Genomic DNA, 17,624 nt, shown 5'->3' with positions numbered 1-17,624 from the left:
CAAGGCTCGTGGTTAGTGATTGAACAAAAACTCCTTCGATCCCATCAGGCTCCAGAAGATGTCTTCCAGGGTAGTGCGACGGTCTTCGGGTTTGGCGGTGGCGAGCATCGCGCTGGTCTTGGTGATTTCGCGTTCGGTGGGGAGACGGGCGAGGGCGATGAGGTAGGCTTCTTCGACGATCTTCTCATTGCTGAGCTTGCTGGAGAGCAGCGCATCGAGGCGGTTGTTTTTTTGGGCGAGTTTTTGGTTGAGGGTGTCGCCGTTGGAGATGTGCAGGGCCTGGGCCATGCTGGGTTCATTGGTGCGTTCGCATTCGCATGTGGCCACGCGGTCGGCACGACCGAAGCTCTTGAGGAAGTAGCTGGCGATGTTGCTGTCTGGCAGTTGCAGGGCGCGGAAGCCCATGGGGTAGCTTTCGCTGGTGCCTTTGTTGGCGTTGCGTTTGTCGATCTTGAAGGTGGTGGGTGCAGCGGTGACCTGGGAAACAGTGTCGAGCAGGACTTCGGCTTTCAGGCGGCGCGGCACGTAGTGCGAGCCGTAGCGAAGATCGGTGATGTTTTCCGGCTGGGTGATGCTGCTGCGCTGGTAGGTCTCGCTTTGCAGGATGGTGCGCATGAGGGCCTTCAGGTCGAATTTCTGCTTCACCAGATGCTCGCAGGCGGCGGCGAAGAGCGGCTCATTGCTGGCGGGATTTGTCACACGCAGGTCATCGACGGCTTCGACGAGGCCGGAGCCGAAGAAGTTAGCCCACACGCGGTTCACGATGGCGCGCTGGAAGAGCTTATTATTGGCGCTGGTGAGCCATTTTGCGAGGGGTACGCGGCGGTCTTCGGTGGAAGTCATGGAGACAGCCGTCGTGACATCCAGCGGGTGCGGTGCCTGCGGCTTGCCGGTGAGTGGCTGCACGAGTTCGCCATCGGCGGCGGAGAAGAGCACGCGTTCATCGGCCTGCGCACCGTTCTTTGTGCGCACGCGGGAGAGCATGTTGGCAAAGGCGAAGTACTCATTGTTCGTCCACTTTTCCATGGGGTGGTTGTGGCACTTGGCGCAGGCGATGGAGGTACCGAGGAAGGCAACACTGATGGTTTCGGCGCACTTGGTGGGCTCGTCATTCAGGATGAAGAAATTGCCCGCGCCATTTTCCAGCGTGCTGCCGGTGGCGGTGAGAAGATCGCGCACCATGACGTCCCACGGTGTGTTCGCGGCGACGTTGCGACGGATCCAGTTGTAGTAGGACCACATGGCCTGCGGCATGAGCTTGTCGCCATTGACGAGCAACAGATCGCTCCAGCGGTGCGACCAGTAATCCACGAACTCAGGCCGCTGCAGCAGCGCTTCGATCAGGCGGTCGCGTTTGTCGGCGGCTTTGTCCGCGAGGAAGGCGCGGGCTTCCTCCAGCGTGGGCAGAATGCCGATGGTATCGAGAAAGGCGCGGCGCAGGAATTCGTGGTCTTCCGCGCGGCCGGAGGGCGGGATGTTCAGGGCGCGCAGTTTTGTCAGCACCTGTTCGTCGATGAAATTGCGTGGCTTCATCTGGGCGAATGCCGCCTGATCAACTGCAGCATCGCTCGGCACCACCAGCGTGGAAACGGCGAGGCGGCTGAGATACCAGGCGCTGATGACTGTTTCACCCCGACCGGTGGTTTTGACGACGCCATGCTCGTCCACGGTGGCGACGCTGGCGTTGACGCCGTTGTATTTGGCCCAGCGCGTCACGTCCTCGCTGTGGCCGTCGCTGAATTTCGCGGTGACTTTGAGCGGCAGCGTGATGCCGGGCCTCGTCACCAGCTGTTTCGGCTCCACATCGAGCGCGACGATGAGGGGATCACTGGCCTTGGGTCCCGGCGCACCTGCGGCGATCCAGTCAGTGATGGCCTTGTATTCCGGGGAGTTCACCTCGAAGCGCTTGTCACCCTTGTGCGGCACTGCTTTGACGGCCTTGAGCAAAAACAGACTGCGTGCCGGATCTTCCATGGTGAGGCGGCGGCCATTCGCACTGCGCGTGACGGAGATCCAGTCCCCCTCGTCATCGAACCCGCGCAAGGAAAGACGAAAGCCCCCCTGCCCTGCGGCGGCTCCATGACACGCGCCCATGGCGCAGCCGTAGCGCGTGAGGATGGGCTGGATGGTGTTGCGGAAGGACGGGGCTTCGGCGGCAGCCGCCGAAGTGAGAGCCGCGAAGGCGATGAAGGAACGAAACGTCATGGATGACACACGATGAGGGTTGGCGGGAGGCGTATGCTCGTTCTACGCAAACAGCTCTTTGATGGCCTGCGTGCCGAAATCGACGACAGGATAGGGCCTGCCCTGTGGTCCGGGAAGCTCGGTGGTGAGATCGATGCCGAGGGCCTGGTAGATGGTCGCGACGATTTCTTTCGGTGCGACGGGGCGTTCGGTGGGGTAGCCGCCGATGTCGTCGGATTTGCCGATGACTTCGCCGCCTTTGATGCCGCCGCCGGCGAAGTTGACGGTCCAGCAGTTCGGCCAGTGGTCGCGGCCACCGGCGGGATTGATCTTGGGCGTGCGGCCGAATTCGGCGAGGCAGGTGACCATGGTGTCGTCAAGCATGCCGCGCTGGAAAAGGTCCTCGATGAGGGCGCTGTAGCCCTGGTCATACATGGGGGCGACGATGTCGCGCATGCCTTCGATGCTGGTGAAGGGCTTGGAGCCGTGGATGTCCCAGGTGATCTCGCCGAAGACGGTGATGAAGGTGTTTACGGTGACGAAACGAACGCCCCGCTCAACGAGGCGGCGGGCGAGCAGGCAGCTCTGGCCGAAGCGGTTCATGCCGTAACGCTCGCGGACTTTGAGCGGCTCCTTGGTAAGGTCGAAGGCCTCGCGGGCCTGCGTGCTGGTCATGATGCGGTAGGCGGACTCGAAATTGGAATCCATGAGCTTGGCCTGCTCGCTGTATTCAAAATTGCGCACGCTGCTGTCCACCAGTTCACGCAATTCGCGGCGGCGTTCGAGGCGAACCTCGCCGATTTCCTTGGGAGGCAGGAGATCGGGCACTTTGAAATCTTTGACAGCAGGGTCAGCGTTCAGAACGAAGGGATCGTAGGCTTTGCCGAGGAATCCGGCGTCCTGACCGTGGGGCATGTTGCCACCGGTGGGGCCCATCGACTCGGGCAAAATCACATGCGCCGGCAGATCGCTGCGGCGCCCTTGGAGAAATTCCAGGGCGCTGCCGACGTGCGGTGTGTTCACTCCGCCGGTGAAAAGGCGGCCCGTCTGCATCATCTGGTGCCCGGTGTCATGCACTGCGGCTGCGGTGTGGTAGCAGGAGCGGACGAGGCTGAATTTGTCCGCGATCTTCGCGTGCAGTGGCAGGATCTCGGAAATTTCGAAAGCATTGCTCTTGGTGCGGATGGGTTTGAAGGGGCCGCGAATCTCGCTCGGCGCATCGGGCTTCATATCCCAGAGATCCTGCTGGCTCGGGGCACCGAGATTGAAGATCATGATGCAGGCCTTGTTGCTCTTTTTGGAGTCCACTTTGCCCTCCGCCTTTAGTTTGGCGAAGCCGGGCATCGTCAGCCCGATGGCGCCGAGGGCGCCTGCCTGCAGGAAATCACGACGCGAAATGCCGTCGCAATTGGTGATGGAGCCTTGGCCGGAGAACTTGAACATGGTGCGCGTGGGGGTTGAACTCCATAATAATACGCAGTCCGAGGCTGAAACTGAATGGATGATGCCGCTTTCGAAGATGGGCCTTTCCGGCCCCCGGATTCTTTAGCCAGAAACATTCTCGTAAATAAAGGGTTGTTCTTTTACGCCTCTGTCGTGCTAGTCTTACCTCCTAACCTTCCCATGAAAGCTCTTCTCATCAGCCTCTCGTTGTTTTTGACCGTTTCTCTTCAAGCGCAAACCGCCGCGCCCAGCAGCCAGACCACACCACAGGATGCTGTGACGCAGGACGGTCTGTGGCAGGGGAAATTCAACGGAGGCAACTACATCGTGCGCTGCAACGCCATCATCGCGCTTTCCAAGCATGAGTACATCTCCGATGGCGTGGCCCGTGTTGTGGAAGTGAACCTGACGCTCAACTCCGCCATGATCGTGCGTTTTTACTATCTTGAGCCTTACAAGCCGGAGTCTGGCAGCAACACGGTGGGTGTCGGCACTCAAGCCTTGGAAAAGGCGAAGGGATTGTTTGAGCAGGCGGCCGGACGCATCTCGCCCGATCTGGTCACCCCGAAAGTAGTGAAAAACTATCCGGCGTCCACGCATGCGCATACGGTCGAGTTTGTCCTTAAGGACGAAGCCAAGCTCAATTTGCTCTTCGGCAGTCTGCAACGCGCGTTCGAAACGGGCCAAGGCCGGACTTGGAGAGAGTGAGGTACATCGGGCACTCCTGCCCGCCATGAAACTCATGCTGCGGGCTGGAGCGCCCGCTCCACATCAGACGTTGAAGCGCCATTCGACGACGTCGCCGTCACGCATGACGTATTCTTTGCCTTCGATGCGCCACTTGCCCTTTTCCTTTGCCTTCGCATTGGAGCCGAGTTCGACGAGGTCATTGAAATGGACGATCTCGCCGGCGATGAAGCCGCGTTCGAAGTCGCCATGGATGACGCCAGCGGCCTGGGGAGCCTTCATGCCTTTGACGATGGTCCAGGCGCGGGTTTCCTTTTCACCGGTGGTCAGGTAGGTCTGCAGGCCAAGGAGGTCATAGACGCCCTTGATCAGGCGGGAGACGCCGCTGTCCGTCACGCCGATGTCGGAGAGGTAGGCTTTGGCTTCTTCGTCGCTAAGGTCGATCAACTCGCTTTCGATGGCAGCGCTGACGACGACGGCGCTGGCCTCGTGGGCATGCTTTACGTATTCACGCACCTTGCCAACGAAGGGATGGTTGTCAGGATCGTTTGAAGCGGTCGCGAGATCGTTCTCGGCGACGTTGCAGGCGAAGATGCAGGGCTTGGAGCTGAGCAGGAAGAAGGATTTCACCAGCTTGCGCTCCTCCTCGGTCATTTCGAGCGTCACGGCGGGCTTTCCGGCGTCGAAATGCGGGATCAGCCTTTCGCAGATGGCGAGTTCGGCCTTCGCGTCTTTTTCGCCTCTTTTCGCATTCTTTTCAGCCTTGTCCTTGCGGCGCTGGATGGCGTCCATGTCGGCGAGAATGAGCTCGGTGTTGATGACTTCGATGTCACGCACGGGGTCAATCGTGCCGCTGACGTGGGTGATGTCGCCATTTTCAAAGCAGCGGACCACATGGACGATGGCGTCCACTTCGCGGATGTGACTGAGGAATTTGTTGCCCAAGCCTTCGCCCTGGCTCGCGCCTTTGACGAGACCGGCAATGTCCACGAACTCGATGGCGGCAGGCACCAGTTTCGAGGACCCGGAGATCTTCGAGAGCACGGCGAGGCGCTCATCCGGCACGGTGACGACGCCGGTGTTCGGCTCGATGGTGCAGAATGGATAGTTGGCTGCCTCCGCCTTGCGGGTGCGGGTGACAGCGTTAAAAAGGGTGGATTTGCCAACGTTAGGAAGGCCTACAATACCGGCTCTGAGCATAAGGGCGGCGAGATTAGCGGTATGCGGGTAGGAGCGCAAGCTCGCGCTGCAAACCCTGCAGAACTAATCAGGGCGAGGACGCGCCTGCGACGCTGGAGGTATTTTGAATCCGCAGGTTACCGGTGCTGAAGTTTATGATGGCTCCTGCGTTGCTGCTGGCTGGAGGAAAGTTGTGCAGCCTGCCCCTGGCTGGAACGCGTGCCGATGCGCATCGCCTCACGCATCGTCTGCTCCACGGCGGGGCCGTCTGCCGGGTCCATGCGGAAGAGCCAAAAACGAAATTTCGGTAAAATCTAAGTTTGTGCGCCAATACTGATGGGGATTCTCCTGAAGTTTTTGGCGAACAACGCACCATGCTTGCTCTTTCCGCCACATCGACGAGTGTCAGCGCCCTTTTTGCGGTTCCACCATGTCTTTTGAGCTTCTTGCCACCGATCCTTCATCCCACGCCCGCCGCGGGAGGCTGACGACGCCCCATGGCGTGGTGGAGACGCCGGTGTTCATGCCCGTGGGGACTCAGGGCACGGTGAAGGCCATGCACCCGGAAGAGCTGAAGGCGCTGAACTCGCAGATCATCCTCGGCAACACCTACCACCTCTTTGTACGCCCCGGCATGGAGATCATGCAGGCGGCGGGCGGGCTGCATAAGTTCGCGAACTGGGACCGGCCGATTTTGACGGACAGCGGCGGATTCCAAGTGTTCTCGCTGGCGAAGCTGCGGAAAATCAAAGAGGAGGGCTGCCACTTCCAAAACCACCTCGACGGCACGGCGATGTTCATCGGCCCGGAGACCTCGATGGAGATTCAGGCGACGCTGGGCTCAGACGTGGCGATGCTGTTTGATGAATGCACGCCCTACCCATGCGAGGCCAAGGAGGCTGAGAAGAGTCTTGATCTGACCCTGCGCTGGGCCAAGCGCTGCCGGACCTGGATTGACGAACACCGGCCGCAGACTGGCGGCGGGGCGCAGCAGCACTTCGGCATCGTGCAGGGCAGTGTCTATAAGGAGCTGCGTGAAAAATCCGCCCGTGAGCTGGTGGCCATGGGGTTTGACGGTTACGCCATCGGCGGACTGAGCGTGGGCGAGCCGGAAGAGGACATGATGCGCATCGCCGAGTGGGTGACGCCGCATCTGCCTGCGAACCAAGCCCGCTATGCCATGGGGCTGGGCACGCCGCCGCAGGTGATCGAGCTGATCGCACGCGGGATCGACATGTTTGACTGTGTGCTGCCTACGCGGCTGGCGCGAAATGGCGCCGCCTTCACCCATGAGGGCCTGATGAACCTGCGAAATGCCTGCTATGCGAAGGATTTCCGCCCCATTTCCGAAGACACCCATCCGCTCTGCCAGGGCTTTTCAAGGGCGTACATCCGCCATTTGGTGCAGGCACAGGAGATTCTGGGTTTGCGGTTGATTTCTCTGCATAACCTGCATTTCTACGCGTCCCTCACGTCCAGGGCACGTCAAGCGATCGATCAGGGTTGTTTCGCCGAGTTCCGGGCTGAGGTCGTCGCGAAATATAAGTCCACCACCGCAGTTCCCGAATCATGATCTCCATCCCTCTCGAAAACACCCTTCTTCTGGCCCAGGCCGCACCTGCTGGAGCCCAAGGCGGCCTCCTTGGCAGCCCGATGATGCTGCCGATCCTCATGATCGTGGTGATGTATTTCGTCATCTTCCGCCCGCAGCAGAAGCGCATGAAAGAGCACCAGAAGCTGATCGCCAGCGTGGGCGTGAGCGACCACGTCATCATGGAAAGCGGCGTGCACGGCATCATCACCAGCGTGAAAGACCGCACTGTGATGGTCAAGATCGCCGACAACGTCAAAGTCGAATTCGAGCGCGTCAAGATCGCCGCCGTGACGAAAAAGTCCGACGTCGTTGAAGCGACCGAAGCGTAAGCGGCCCTTTTGATTTTCCCAACCCACCTGCCAACCTGTCCATGAATCCCTTCGCCACCTTTTTTGTCGGTGCTTCCCTGTTAATGATGCTGCTCGTCTATGTCGGCACCGCCGTGCATACGACCAAGCGGCGCGTGGGCACGCTCCTCATCATCCTCACCGCCTTCTCGGCCATCTATACGATCGAAGCGATGAAACTCCAGCTGGGCATCGACCTTCAGGGCGGCAGCGAGTTCATCGTTCAGCTTGCTCCAGGCAAGAATGATGACGGCAGCCCCAAGGCAGTGACCAGCAGCGATGTGCAGCAGGCGATCGCGATTCTTGAAAAACGTCTGAATGCTGACGCTTCGAAGGATCTCACCATGCAGCCTGAAGGAGCTGACCGGATCGTGATTCAGATGCCCGGCATCACCGAAGTGGAGATCAAGGAAGTGCGCGAAAAGATTCAGACCGTGGCGCACCTCGAGTTCCGCAGGGTGCACCCAGACAGCCAGGCCAAGCTGGAACAGATCAAGGCGCGCGGCGGCATCAAGGAGCCGGGCTGGATCGAAATGTTCTACAGTACTCCTATCACGGGTAAAGATGGCACGGTGATCAACCGGTCTGAACTCGTCCGCGATTCGGCTGATATCGAAGGAAAATATGTTTCCAAGGCCTTCCGCACCGTCGATGCCGAAGGCAACAAGGTGTCACTCCAGTTTGACAGTGCCGGAGCCAAGCTTTTTGATGAGCTGGCCGCTGTGCATTATCAGAAGGAAATGGCCATCATTGTGGACGGCCAGATTCACTCCGCACCCCGGCTGCAGGCCAAGCAATACGGTGGCAGGGCGGAAATCTCCGGCGGCGGCGGCAAGGGTTTTTCCCAGCAGGAGGCTGACACGCTGGCCACGCTGCTGAGCAACCCGCTGCAGAACCCAATGAAGATCCTGTCTGAGAGCTCGGTGTCCTCAGCTTACGGCCAGTCTTCCATTGATCAGGGCAAGTGGATCGGCGTCGCCGCGCTGATCATCACCACCTGCTTCATGATGTTCATCTACCGTCTCGCCGGTCTTGTGGCGATTGTCGGTCTGGTCATCAACATCGCGATCCTGTTCGGTGCGATGGCGTTGTTTGGCTTCACGCTCACCATGCCTGGTATTGCTGGTGTCGTGCTGACGATCGGCATGGCGGTGGATGCGAACGTGCTGATCTATGAACGACTTCGTGAGGAAATGGAGGCGGGCAAGACTTTCGCCGCCGCGCTGGAAGCCGCTTATGAAAAGGCTTTTTCCGCCATTGCCGACTCCAACATCACCACGCTCATCTCAGCGTTAATTTTGTTCCTCATCTCGGGCGGTCTGGTCAAAGGCTTCGCCGTCACGCTCATGATCGGTCTGATCTCCTCGATGATCGGCGCGCTGATCGTCACCCGCGTGATCTTCATGTGGGTGGTGGACAAGAACATCCTGAAGAAGATTCACACGACCAAAATCATCCCGGACAAGGTTTTCGACATCCTGTCCTCGGCTCCCAAATTCATCATCGCCTCACTCGTTGTCACCGCGATTTCGTTTGGCACGCTTGCTTACAAGTGGGACGCAAGCTTCGGCATCGACTTCCGCGGTGGCAGCCGTGTCGACGTGACGCTGGCCAAGGGCAAGGACATCCCCGACACCGATTTCGACGCCCTTTTCAAAGGACTCAAGCAGGACGACGGCAAACCCCTCGGCAGCTACTATATCCAGCGCAAGAGCGCGGGCGGCACAGAAAACCTGAGCATCCGCTGCGAAGAGAACAGCGGAGCGGTGATCCAGCATGCGATCACCGGCAAATGGAACAAAGACACCGTCGCCGGCACCAGCATCGCAACGGTGGGCTCCGTGATCGGCACCGAACTCGCCAAGCAATCCATGTGGGCCATGTTCGCCGCGCTGATCGCGATCTTTGTGTACCTGCTGATGCGGTATGAGTTTGCCTTCGCCGTCGGTGCCATCGTCGCGCTGTTCCATGACGTGCTCATGGTGCCCGGCCTGTGCGTGCTGTTTGGCCAGGAGCTCAGCATCATCCACGTGGGCGCGCTGCTCACCATCGCCGGTTACTCCATCAATGACACCATCGTGGTGTTTGACCGTATCCGTGAAACCATTCAGAAGGGCACGGGCGGAAGCATGCGCGACATGATGAACGAGGCCATCTGCAAGACCCTCTCCCGAACCCTCCTCACCGGCCCAACAGCCCTGGCGCCGATGATCGTGCTGCTTTTCCTCGGCAATCCTGCCATGCTTGAGTTCGCCATGCCGATCACCATCGGCGTGCTGCTCGGCACCTACTCCTCCATCTTCATCGCCTCTCCGCTGGTGCTGTGGTACGCCAAGAGGAGCGGTACCAGCCTCAAGCACCAGGTGCTGGATGCACAGATCGAGCAGCTCAAAGCCCAGCAGGCCATCGCCGCTGCGACCGTGGCTGCCGGCAAGAAGTAATCGGAATTTCGAAAGGTCTTCGTTTCGGTCCCCATCATCCATCTCCATGGCAAGGCAGGCGTTTTGCGCCTGCCTTGCCGAAGGAGGTGAATCGAGAAAGGTAATTTTTCAGCGGTCCGGAATAAGAAGTCCGGAGCAAACGCTGCCTGCAGGCAGGGGAGAAATGTACTGCCATTCAATGCTGGCCTGCGTCCGGCATGGCCTTATTCTTGGACTCAAGCCATTGTTCAAGATGACGCGCTCCTGGGCGCTTGAAGTGGCGGCATCATGATCCCTTCAGGCTGGCCCTTGTTCATTCATTCCAAACGGGGGATCTCCCGATGATCCCCTCCTCCTTGCGAGCCATGCTCTGGAATCCACTCGAGTAAGTTTTTCGATGGACTGTTAAGCACAAAAAAGAGGGCGGCATTGCTGCCGCCCCCTCTTGTTAGTTGAGCTTGTCGTTCGCTTAGTTGTTCGCTGGCGGCGCTGGGTTGGCCGGTTCTGCAGGTTTCACTTCGAGCGGGGATGGAGCGGGGGTGCCGGGAGGGGCTCCGATCGGAGGAGTTGTGCCGGGAAGCGTCGTACCCGCAGGCGGTGTTGTCACTCCGCCCTTCGGACCGTTGGGATCATCAGGAGCCAGCGTCGTGACGGCCGTAGCTGCGGCGGCGGCCTCAGCGGCTTTCTTCTTCGAAGCTGCGAGCTTTGCTGCATTTGCCTTCGCCTTTTCAGCGGATTGTTTGAGGTAGGTCTGATAGTCCGGCCCATTGCCCGTGATCGTCACTGGTGTGCCGACCGCGGTGTGTTCGAAGAGAATTGGCGCCATCTTGGAGGGCAGGCGGATGCAACCATGCGAGGCACGGCGCCCGGGTTTTGGAATGGGCCCAATGTGCATGCCGACACCGTCGCCGGTGAGGCGCATGAAGTAGGTCATCTTGGCGGCTTCAAAGTGGCCGCCTTCGGGCAGCAGATCGCGGCCCTGCTTGAAGTCCGAGTTCACCACCTTGCCGTTCTTGTCGAAGCCCTTGCCGTAGAGATTCGAGACCTTGTCCTTAATTTTCTCCAAGACCTTGAACTCGCCGGTGGGTGTTGGGAAGCTGGGGATGCCGCTGGCACAATAAGTCCAGCCAACAACGTCCCTGCCGTTGTACAGGGTCACACGTTGCACATCCACGTTCATGACCATGCTAGTGATGGGCTTGCTGCCACCGGTCCATTCACCCGGATACTTCCATTCGGCTTTCACCGGCTCCGGTGGGGGAGCGGGCTTTTTACGGGATGACTGGCATGAAGCAGCCAGCAGCATCATGCCAAGGACGAGCGCGGCCCGCAGCGGAGGAAGGGTGTTTTTGAGTTTCACAGCGGCCCGACATTAGGGGGCCTGTTTCCCGCGCTCAAGTACCAGCGGAAACAATATTTTCAGGAAAGATCGAACACTTCCGCAGGACGCGAAATGAGCAGGTCCGCGCCGCACTCGATCAGCTCTGCCTCGCTGCGGAAGCCCCAGCGAACTCCCACGGCGCGCATGCCGCTGTTCTTCGCAAATTGCATGTCGATGCCCGAATCTCCGACGTAGGCCATTTCATGGGTCTGCAAGCCAAGGAAGGACGCCATCTCGTGCGCACCGGCGGCATCCGGCTTGCGCGGGACTTCGGCGCGCTGTCCCAGGATGTGGTCAAACACTCCCGTGCCAAAGAAATGCTCGGTCATTGGCACGGTGAAGCGATGCGCTTTGTTCGAAATCACGCCCAGTTTCAAGCCACGGCGCTGCAGTTCTGCCAGCATCTCCAGGATGCCCTCGTAGGGCCGGGTCTGCGCCTGCCAGAGCAGATCGTACTGCGCCCGATATTCCTCGACGCAGACTTTGATCAGCTCATCGCTACGCACCGCCTGGGGCAGCGCCCGCTCGACGAGTTTCTCCATACCGTCTCCCACCATCTGCTTGAACACTTCCTTCTCGCAGCGCGGATACCCCCGGGCATCCAGCATCCGGTTGATGGACTCGGCGATGTCTGCGAGCGAGTCAATCAGGGTGCCGTCGAGGTCGAAAATGAAGGCTTTGAGGGTGGGCATGAATCCTTCATGCCGCGAAATGTCGCTGCGATCAACTTGCCAGAGCGCGCAATGCAGCGAAAAACTCCCATGCTCACCGATTACCACACGCACACGCCGCTTTGCCTGCATGCCGAGGGGAATCCCGTCGATTACGCGCGGCATGCGCAGAGCATCGGCCTCGGGGAGATCGGCCTGTCTGACCACAACCCGATGCCGGAGAAGTATGATGACTGGCGCATGCTGCGCTCCGACCTGCCGCGCTACTTTGAGCTGGTGGAAGAGGCGCGTGCGGCGCTGCCGGGCTTCCCGATCCGTCTCGCGCTGGAATGCGACCACATCGAAGGGTATCAGAAGTGGATCGATGAGACGGCGGGCATGGCCGACTGGGATTACCTCATTGGCAGTGTGCATTACATCCATGACGGCATCGCGGTGGATGATCCGAAGCATGTCTCACGCTGGAAGACGGCGTCTGACATCGAGCACATGTGGGGCATGTACTGGAAGCTCTATGAGCAGATGATCCGCACGAAGCAGTTCGATTTCCACGCGCACCCCGACCTGGCCAAACGCTTCGGACTGCGGCCTGAGGGTGATTTGCGACACTACTACGAACCGGTGATCCAGGCGCTCGTGGACACCAGCGGCATCCTCGAAGTCAGCACCGCCGGCCTGCGCAAGGACGTGCGCGAGATCTATCCCGCGCGCGAGATGCTGGAGATGGCTTTTGCAGCGAAGGTGCCCATCGTGATCAATTCGGATGCGCATCTGCCCACGGATGTCGGTGTGGATTTCAACAAGGCGTTCGATCTCGTGCGGAGCGTCGGGTACACGACCACCGTGCGGTTTGAGAAACGTCAGCGCAAGGTGGTCCCCCTGCCGGAGGCATGGGCGCCATGATCTGGCAGGCAAGACAGCACCGCATCGAATTTCCCCGCCGCCCGCTGGTGATGGGGATCGTGAATATCAATGACGACTCCTTCTGCGGCGACGGCACGCTGGATCCCGGCCAGGCGCTGGCGCAGGCGAAGCAGCAGCTTCAGGATGGTGCAGACATCATCGACATCGGTGCGGAGAGCGCACGGACCAACCGCGAAGCGATCAGCGTGTCCGAGGAGATCGACCGGCTGCTGCCTTTCCTCGAAAAGTGGCCGGAGCTCAGCTCCCGCTTTCATGCGCCGCTGCTTTCCATCAACACCTGGCGCAGCGACGTCATCGCCGAAGTGCTGCCGCATGGGGGTGACCTCATCAATGACATCAGCGGCCTGCCGGATGCGTTCAACGCCAAGCTCTGCGCGGAGCACAACGCGGGCCTGCTCATCATGCACAGCGTCGGCCAGCCGAAGGTGCCGCACACGCATGTGAAGTATGACAGCATCATGGACACGCTGGACCACTTCTTTGAGCAGCGTCTGGTGCTGGCGGAGAGCGTGGGGCTGCCGCGTGAAAACATCGTGCTGGATCCCGGGATCGATTTTGCCAAACAGAAGGACGACAATCTTGTGATCTATCGCGAGCTCAAGCGACTCCACCGTTTCGAGCGGCCCATCCTGCTGCCGGTGTCACGCAAGACGGTCATCGGCGATGTGCTCGGCATTCCCGCCCTGGAACGCGATGCGGGCACCCAGGCCTGCATCGCCGCAGGCATGCAGCGTGGCGCGCAGATTTTCCGGGTTCACCACGTCAAAGCCGCGGTGCAGACGGTGAAGATGCTGTGGGCGGTTGAAGGCAGCCGCTGAGTGGAAGGTTGGGAGTGTTTGGCGCGCTGGAAGGCGCCGAGCTACACAGCGTCTCCACACGCTCATGGACGGGCGGGCTTTCGCCACACCCACCCTACAAGCACGCGTGATCCTTGGCCGATGGAGGAATCAGGCAGCGCCTTCTTCCTTGGCAGGCTCTTCCTCCGAAGATTCTGCGAGGGCGGTTTCAGCCTGCTCTGCGAGCTCTGCTTCTGCCATGGATTCTTCGACCGGGGCTTCAGTCAGTTCTGGTTCAGAAGGCTGGGAAGTTTCCTCAGCAGGAGCTTCTGCAACGGGTGCTGCAGCAGGTGCTTCCTCTGGGGAGCCCGCGAGGGCAGCTTCAGCCTGCTCTGCCAGTTCTGCTTCAGCCATGGACTCTTCGACCGGGGCTTCTGTCAGCGCGGGTTCAGATGCTTCATGCTCTGCTTCAGCAGTCGTTTCTGCAGCAGCTTCTGCGTCAGGAGCAACGGCTTTCGCAGATGCCTTGGCAGCGGGAGCTTCCTTCTTTGCAGCGGCCGGTTCACCCTGCACACCGAGGAAGACCATGCCGTCGCTGTATTCGATGACGTAGCCTTCATTCGCGAGCCAGCGGATGTCCTTGATGACGGCAATCTGCTCTTCGGTGGGATGCTTCGGCGCATCCGGGGCGGTGCCTTCGGGGGCTTCCGGGGAGGGCACGATCGACTCCACCAACTTCTGCATGGGCATGCCGTTGTTGGCCTTGAGCTTTTCCACGACCTGCGCGAGGCGGTCTGAGAAGACCATGCTTGGCTCGATCGCGCGAGGCTTCACGCGGCAGACGAACTGCTTGCCGGCACGACGCTTGAACAATTTCATGCCACGGCGTTCCAAACCGGCACCGAGCTTCTGCGAGATTTCAAAGAGGTGCTTCCGAGCCGCATCCACGGACTGGCGCATCATGATGAAGAAAATATGAGCAAGCTTCTGCTTGTCGATATTCCCCGGCACGGTGGCGTCACGGACTTCAATGACGGCATCGTTGGCAAAGGTGCGGCGGAAATGCGCCTCCATGTCGGCACGGGAAGTGAGCGCGAGCGGCTCGCCGCCCTCGGGCACTTCGCCCTTGAGGCACACCCAGCGGCGGCCCTTGCTCATGTTTTCCTTCCACTTCGCGACGAGCTCCGGATTGGACTCCACACGGATGCGGCGTTTGAAATCTTCGAGCGGCATGTTCGAGAAGCGCTCACGGTGCAGCCTGAGGACACCGGTTTGATAGCTGTGATGGCTCGGCGGAGCGATGAGTTCGCCGCTCATCCCGCAGACAGCCACGGAGGCAAACTCGCCCTTTGGCGCTTCGAGTTCGATCTCTTCCACACGATAAAACTCATCCAGTGCGGCGCTGCGCAGCACATGATTGAGCGCTTCATCACGGGAGAGGAAGAGGCTGCCGTCCGCAGGCACATGGTAGAAGCCTGTGGGACGTTCTTCGGCGCAGCGGAAGCGCACCATGAAGCGGTCACCGCCTGCGAGCACGAGGCGTGCGGCATCAAACATGCTGAATGCGTGGCCCGTCTGGCGCACATGTGCGGCGAGTGCATCCACCGCCTTGTCTTCAGGGAAAATGATGACCTGCACATCCTTCGGGATCTCGACCCACTCACGCTGTGGCGGGCCTGCGCGATCACGATCACCAAAACGACGCGGTGGACCACGGCGGTCATCACCAGGACCATCACGGCGCGGCGGGCCGCCCTGACCACCGGGACGGAATCCGCCACCGGCACCTGCTGGACGCGGACCAGCACCGCCAGGACCATCACGGCGCGGAGGTGGGCCGCGACGATCATCACGACCGCCAAATCCGCCGCCACCGCCACGGCGGTCGTCACGACCCCCGCGCTGCGGACGGTCTTCTGCATCGGCATAGCGTTGTTTGATTTTATCTTCTTTGCCGAATTCGCCGACCCACGCGGGCATCAGTTTCAAATCGGAAAGGTCAACCAGGCCGCTTGGCTTTGGCGTCTGGTTGTCGGTGCTGGCTTCGGGTTCGGTCATACTTTTCAGGCTGGAAGGGGCCGCGACTATGCCTCGAATCGTGTTTGTCGCCAGTTTTGTTCGTGTGGCGTTTTCTTGGCATGGCATTATGTGAACAAGTCCCATGCCAGCCGCCCCCATCACTTTTTACAATCGCCTCACCGGCCAACTCGAAACGGAGGCCGTGTATGGGGAGGGTTTTCTGCGCTTTACCTACGAAAGCCCGCTGGGCGCCCTGCCGCTGCATGCGCTGGTGAAACGGGCGGCTTTTTCCCGCTGGTACGGCAGCCGTATGGACGCCCCGGCCAGCCGGGCAAAAATAGCCCCCTTCCTGGCCACGTACGGGCTGGACGTCAGCGAATTCGCCGATGCCCCGGAGTCCTTCCGCACCTTCAACGAATTTTTTTACCGCAAGCTCAAGCCGCAGGCACGGCCGATTGCCCCGCGCGACGATGTCATCACTTTCCCTGCGGACGGCCGCCATTTTGTACTGCCAGACATCGCCAGTTGCACCGATTTTTTCATCAAAGGCACCCGCTTTGACCTCCCTGCCCTGCTGCGCGATGCCTCGCTGTCCGAGTGCTTTGCCCACGGCAGCATGCTGATTTCCCGCCTGTGTCCGGTGGACTACCACCGCTTTCATTTTCCCTGCGCCGGCACGCCGGGAGCCTCCCGCCTGATCAATGGCCCGCTGTATTCGGTGAATCCCATCGCCCTGCGCAGCCGGGCCAGCATCCACTGGGAAAACAAGCGGGAGATCACCGTGCTGCGCACGCCTGGCCTCGGGGATGTGCTGCTGCTGGAAGTCGGCGCCACCTGCGTGGGCTCCATTGTGCAAACTTACACGCCGGGTGCCGCCGTCGAAAAAGGGGCTGAAAAAGGCTACTTCCGCTTCGGTGGCTCCTGCTTCATCACGATCTTTGAGCCGGGTAAAATCCAGTTTTCGGACGATTTGATCAAGCACAGCCAAGCTGGGCGCGAAGTCTATGCCCGCATGGGCGATGTGGTGGCTCACGCCCGCGGGTGAAAGCGCCGGTGCACGTCCTTGAGCCGTGCCTGATCCACGTGGGTGTAAATCTGCGTGGTGGAGATGTCCGCATGGCCGAGCATTTCCTGGATCACGCGCAGGTCGGCACCGTTGTTCAGCAGGTGCGTGGCAAAGCTGTGCCGCAGCAGATGCGGATGAACACGGGCGGGATCCATGCCGCAGAGCGCGGCGCGTTCCTTCACGATCTGCTGGATGCGTGCGGTGGTCAGTTTCGTGCCGTTGCGTGAGATGAAGATGTGGCTCTGGGATTTTGGCCCCACCAGCTCAGGGCGTGCATGCTCCACGTAGGCAGCAATGGCCTCGCGTGCCGCGCCGCCCACGGGTGAGAGACGGGTCTTGGAGCCCTTCCCCGTGACGCGAATCCAGCCCTCTTCGAGGCTGAGGTTTTCCAGCCGCGCATCGGCCAGCTCCGACAACCGCACGCCGCTGGCATAAAAAAGCTCCAGGATGGCCCGATCCCGCCGGTCCAACGGGGCGGTGCCGTTCACGGACTCGACGAGCTTGCGCACATCCTGCTCGTTCAAGGAGTCCGGCAGGTGCTTTTCCTGGCGGGGAGGCAGAATCGGGTCCGCAGGGTCAGAGGGGATGTGTTTGCGCGCGGTGAGCCAGCGGAAGAAGATTTTGACGGCGATGAGTTCGACCCGGGCCGAGGACGCAGCGATGCCGTCTTTTTTTCTCTGGGCCAGAAAGCCGCTCACGTGCTCCGTTGTCACGGCAGCCGCGCTGGCGGAGTCGTGCCTGGCCTTGAACCACGAGGCAAAGGCCTCCAGCACCCGGCGCACCAGGAGCTGATAGTTCGTGGACAGACCCCGCTCGGTCGCCAGGTGGAGGATGAAGCCATCGATAAGTTCCAGCATCGGCGTCTAGAGTGGCACGGATTTGCACGTCACGAGAATGACAAAATTCTTGCCCTCAGGGGCGGCGGGCGGCAAA

At 60.4% G+C, this 17,624-nt stretch carries 14 protein-coding genes; 7 read left to right on the top strand and 7 right to left on the bottom strand.

What is annotated here, in order from left to right; all coding sequences use genetic code 11:
- Positions 1-12: 12 nt before the first annotated feature.
- Together AC3RLQ_RS25110 and AC3RLQ_RS25105 are read right to left on the bottom strand one after the other, a co-directional pair.
- Positions 13-2,205, bottom strand: coding sequence for a DUF1549 domain-containing protein (locus tag AC3RLQ_RS25110; RefSeq protein ID WP_493031392.1), 2,193 nt, complete (start codon positions 2,203-2,205; stop codon positions 13-15).
- A gap of 42 nt (positions 2,206-2,247) precedes the next feature.
- Complete coding sequence (locus tag AC3RLQ_RS25105; RefSeq protein ID WP_397381966.1) at positions 2,248-3,627, bottom strand: DUF1501 domain-containing protein; 1,380 nt, start codon at positions 3,625-3,627, stop codon at positions 2,248-2,250.
- A 180-nt stretch (positions 3,628-3,807) separates the two neighbouring features.
- Between AC3RLQ_RS25105 and AC3RLQ_RS25100 the strand changes: the two genes are divergently transcribed.
- A complete protein-coding gene (locus AC3RLQ_RS25100; protein ID WP_493031390.1) occupies positions 3,808-4,335 on the top strand; it encodes a hypothetical protein in 528 nt (175 codons plus the stop codon).
- Between the two features lie 63 nt (positions 4,336-4,398).
- On the opposite strand, the gene ychF is transcribed toward AC3RLQ_RS25100, so the two are convergent.
- Positions 4,399-5,514, bottom strand: coding sequence for a redox-regulated ATPase YchF (ychF, locus tag AC3RLQ_RS25095; RefSeq protein WP_487681578.1), 1,116 nt, complete (start codon positions 5,512-5,514; stop codon positions 4,399-4,401).
- A gap of 409 nt (positions 5,515-5,923) precedes the next feature.
- Between ychF and tgt the strand changes: the two genes are divergently transcribed.
- From tgt to secD, 3 genes are read left to right on the top strand one after another with little or no spacing between them, the layout of a single operon-like run.
- Complete coding sequence (tgt, locus tag AC3RLQ_RS25090; RefSeq protein ID WP_493031388.1) at positions 5,924-7,066, top strand: tRNA guanosine(34) transglycosylase Tgt; 1,143 nt, start codon at positions 5,924-5,926, stop codon at positions 7,064-7,066.
- Complete coding sequence (gene yajC, locus AC3RLQ_RS25085; RefSeq protein WP_422317507.1) at positions 7,063-7,416, top strand: preprotein translocase subunit YajC; 354 nt, start codon at positions 7,063-7,065, stop codon at positions 7,414-7,416. The genes tgt and yajC overlap by 4 nt, the downstream gene beginning before the upstream one ends.
- Before the next feature lie 41 nt (positions 7,417-7,457).
- A complete protein-coding gene (gene secD, locus AC3RLQ_RS25080) occupies positions 7,458-9,875 on the top strand; it encodes a protein translocase subunit SecD (RefSeq protein ID WP_493031387.1) in 2,418 nt (805 codons plus the stop codon).
- A gap of 448 nt (positions 9,876-10,323) precedes the next feature.
- Here the strand turns inward: secD and AC3RLQ_RS25075 are convergent, their stop codons facing one another.
- Both AC3RLQ_RS25075 and AC3RLQ_RS25070 read right to left on the bottom strand, forming a co-directional pair.
- Positions 10,324-11,214: a L,D-transpeptidase gene (locus AC3RLQ_RS25075; protein WP_493031385.1), complete on the bottom strand. Its 891-nt coding sequence runs from the start codon at positions 11,212-11,214 to the stop codon at positions 10,324-10,326.
- A gap of 59 nt (positions 11,215-11,273) precedes the next feature.
- Positions 11,274-11,927 carry an HAD family hydrolase gene (locus tag AC3RLQ_RS25070; protein WP_493031383.1) on the bottom strand — a complete coding sequence of 218 codons (654 nt, stop codon included), beginning with the start codon at positions 11,925-11,927 and terminating at the stop codon, positions 11,274-11,276.
- 69 nt (positions 11,928-11,996) lie between these two features.
- Here AC3RLQ_RS25070 and AC3RLQ_RS25065 point away from each other — a divergent pair, with 69 nt between their 5' ends.
- Together AC3RLQ_RS25065 and folP are read left to right on the top strand one after the other, a co-directional pair.
- Complete coding sequence (locus tag AC3RLQ_RS25065) at positions 11,997-12,809, top strand: histidinol-phosphatase HisJ family protein (RefSeq protein WP_493031382.1); 813 nt, start codon at positions 11,997-11,999, stop codon at positions 12,807-12,809.
- Positions 12,806-13,648, top strand: a complete 843-nt coding sequence (gene folP / locus AC3RLQ_RS25060; RefSeq protein ID WP_493031380.1) for a dihydropteroate synthase — start codon at positions 12,806-12,808, stop codon at positions 13,646-13,648. The genes AC3RLQ_RS25065 and folP overlap by 4 nt, the downstream gene beginning before the upstream one ends.
- A gap of 129 nt (positions 13,649-13,777) precedes the next feature.
- On the opposite strand, the gene AC3RLQ_RS25055 is transcribed toward folP, so the two are convergent.
- Positions 13,778-15,664, bottom strand: coding sequence for a hypothetical protein (locus AC3RLQ_RS25055; protein ID WP_493031378.1), 1,887 nt, complete (start codon positions 15,662-15,664; stop codon positions 13,778-13,780).
- A gap of 103 nt (positions 15,665-15,767) precedes the next feature.
- Here AC3RLQ_RS25055 and AC3RLQ_RS25050 point away from each other — a divergent pair, with 103 nt between their 5' ends.
- Positions 15,768-16,670, top strand: coding sequence for a phosphatidylserine decarboxylase (locus tag AC3RLQ_RS25050; protein ID WP_493031377.1), 903 nt, complete (start codon positions 15,768-15,770; stop codon positions 16,668-16,670).
- Here the strand turns inward: AC3RLQ_RS25050 and AC3RLQ_RS25045 are convergent.
- Positions 16,655-17,548 carry a site-specific tyrosine recombinase XerD gene (locus AC3RLQ_RS25045; RefSeq protein WP_493031375.1) on the bottom strand — a complete coding sequence of 298 codons (894 nt, stop codon included), beginning with the start codon at positions 17,546-17,548 and terminating at the stop codon, positions 16,655-16,657. The two genes, AC3RLQ_RS25050 and AC3RLQ_RS25045, sit on opposite strands and share 16 nt — an antisense overlap.
- Positions 17,549-17,624 lie beyond the last annotated feature (76 nt).

Source organism: Prosthecobacter sp. GW821-HT29F12, assembly GCF_058803405.1.
This window is presented reverse-complemented; position numbering and strand designations above follow the sequence as displayed.

Bases quoted from the DNA above. Each gene is read 5' to 3' on its own strand.
- yajC (WP_422317507.1), top strand. From the start codon at position 7,063: ATGATCTCCATCCCTCTCGAAAACACCCTTCTTCTGGCCCAGGCCGCA.
- AC3RLQ_RS25045 (WP_493031375.1), bottom strand. From the start codon at position 17,548: ATGCTGGAACTTATCGATGGCTTCATCCTCCACCTGGCGACCGAGCGG.
- AC3RLQ_RS25105 (WP_397381966.1), bottom strand. From the start codon at position 3,627: ATGTTCAAGTTCTCCGGCCAAGGCTCCATCACCAATTGCGACGGCATT.
- ychF (WP_487681578.1), bottom strand. From the start codon at position 5,514: ATGCTCAGAGCCGGTATTGTAGGCCTTCCTAACGTTGGCAAATCCACC.
- AC3RLQ_RS25100 (WP_493031390.1), top strand. From the start codon at position 3,808: ATGAAAGCTCTTCTCATCAGCCTCTCGTTGTTTTTGACCGTTTCTCTT.
- AC3RLQ_RS25050 (WP_493031377.1), top strand. From the start codon at position 15,768: ATGCCAGCCGCCCCCATCACTTTTTACAATCGCCTCACCGGCCAACTC.
- secD (WP_493031387.1), top strand. From the start codon at position 7,458: ATGAATCCCTTCGCCACCTTTTTTGTCGGTGCTTCCCTGTTAATGATG.
- AC3RLQ_RS25065 (WP_493031382.1), top strand. From the start codon at position 11,997: ATGCTCACCGATTACCACACGCACACGCCGCTTTGCCTGCATGCCGAG.
- AC3RLQ_RS25055 (WP_493031378.1), bottom strand. From the start codon at position 15,664: ATGACCGAACCCGAAGCCAGCACCGACAACCAGACGCCAAAGCCAAGC.
- AC3RLQ_RS25070 (WP_493031383.1), bottom strand. From the start codon at position 11,927: ATGCCCACCCTCAAAGCCTTCATTTTCGACCTCGACGGCACCCTGATT.
- AC3RLQ_RS25110 (WP_493031392.1), bottom strand. From the start codon at position 2,205: ATGACGTTTCGTTCCTTCATCGCCTTCGCGGCTCTCACTTCGGCGGCT.
- folP (WP_493031380.1), top strand. From the start codon at position 12,806: ATGATCTGGCAGGCAAGACAGCACCGCATCGAATTTCCCCGCCGCCCG.
- tgt (WP_493031388.1), top strand. From the start codon at position 5,924: ATGTCTTTTGAGCTTCTTGCCACCGATCCTTCATCCCACGCCCGCCGC.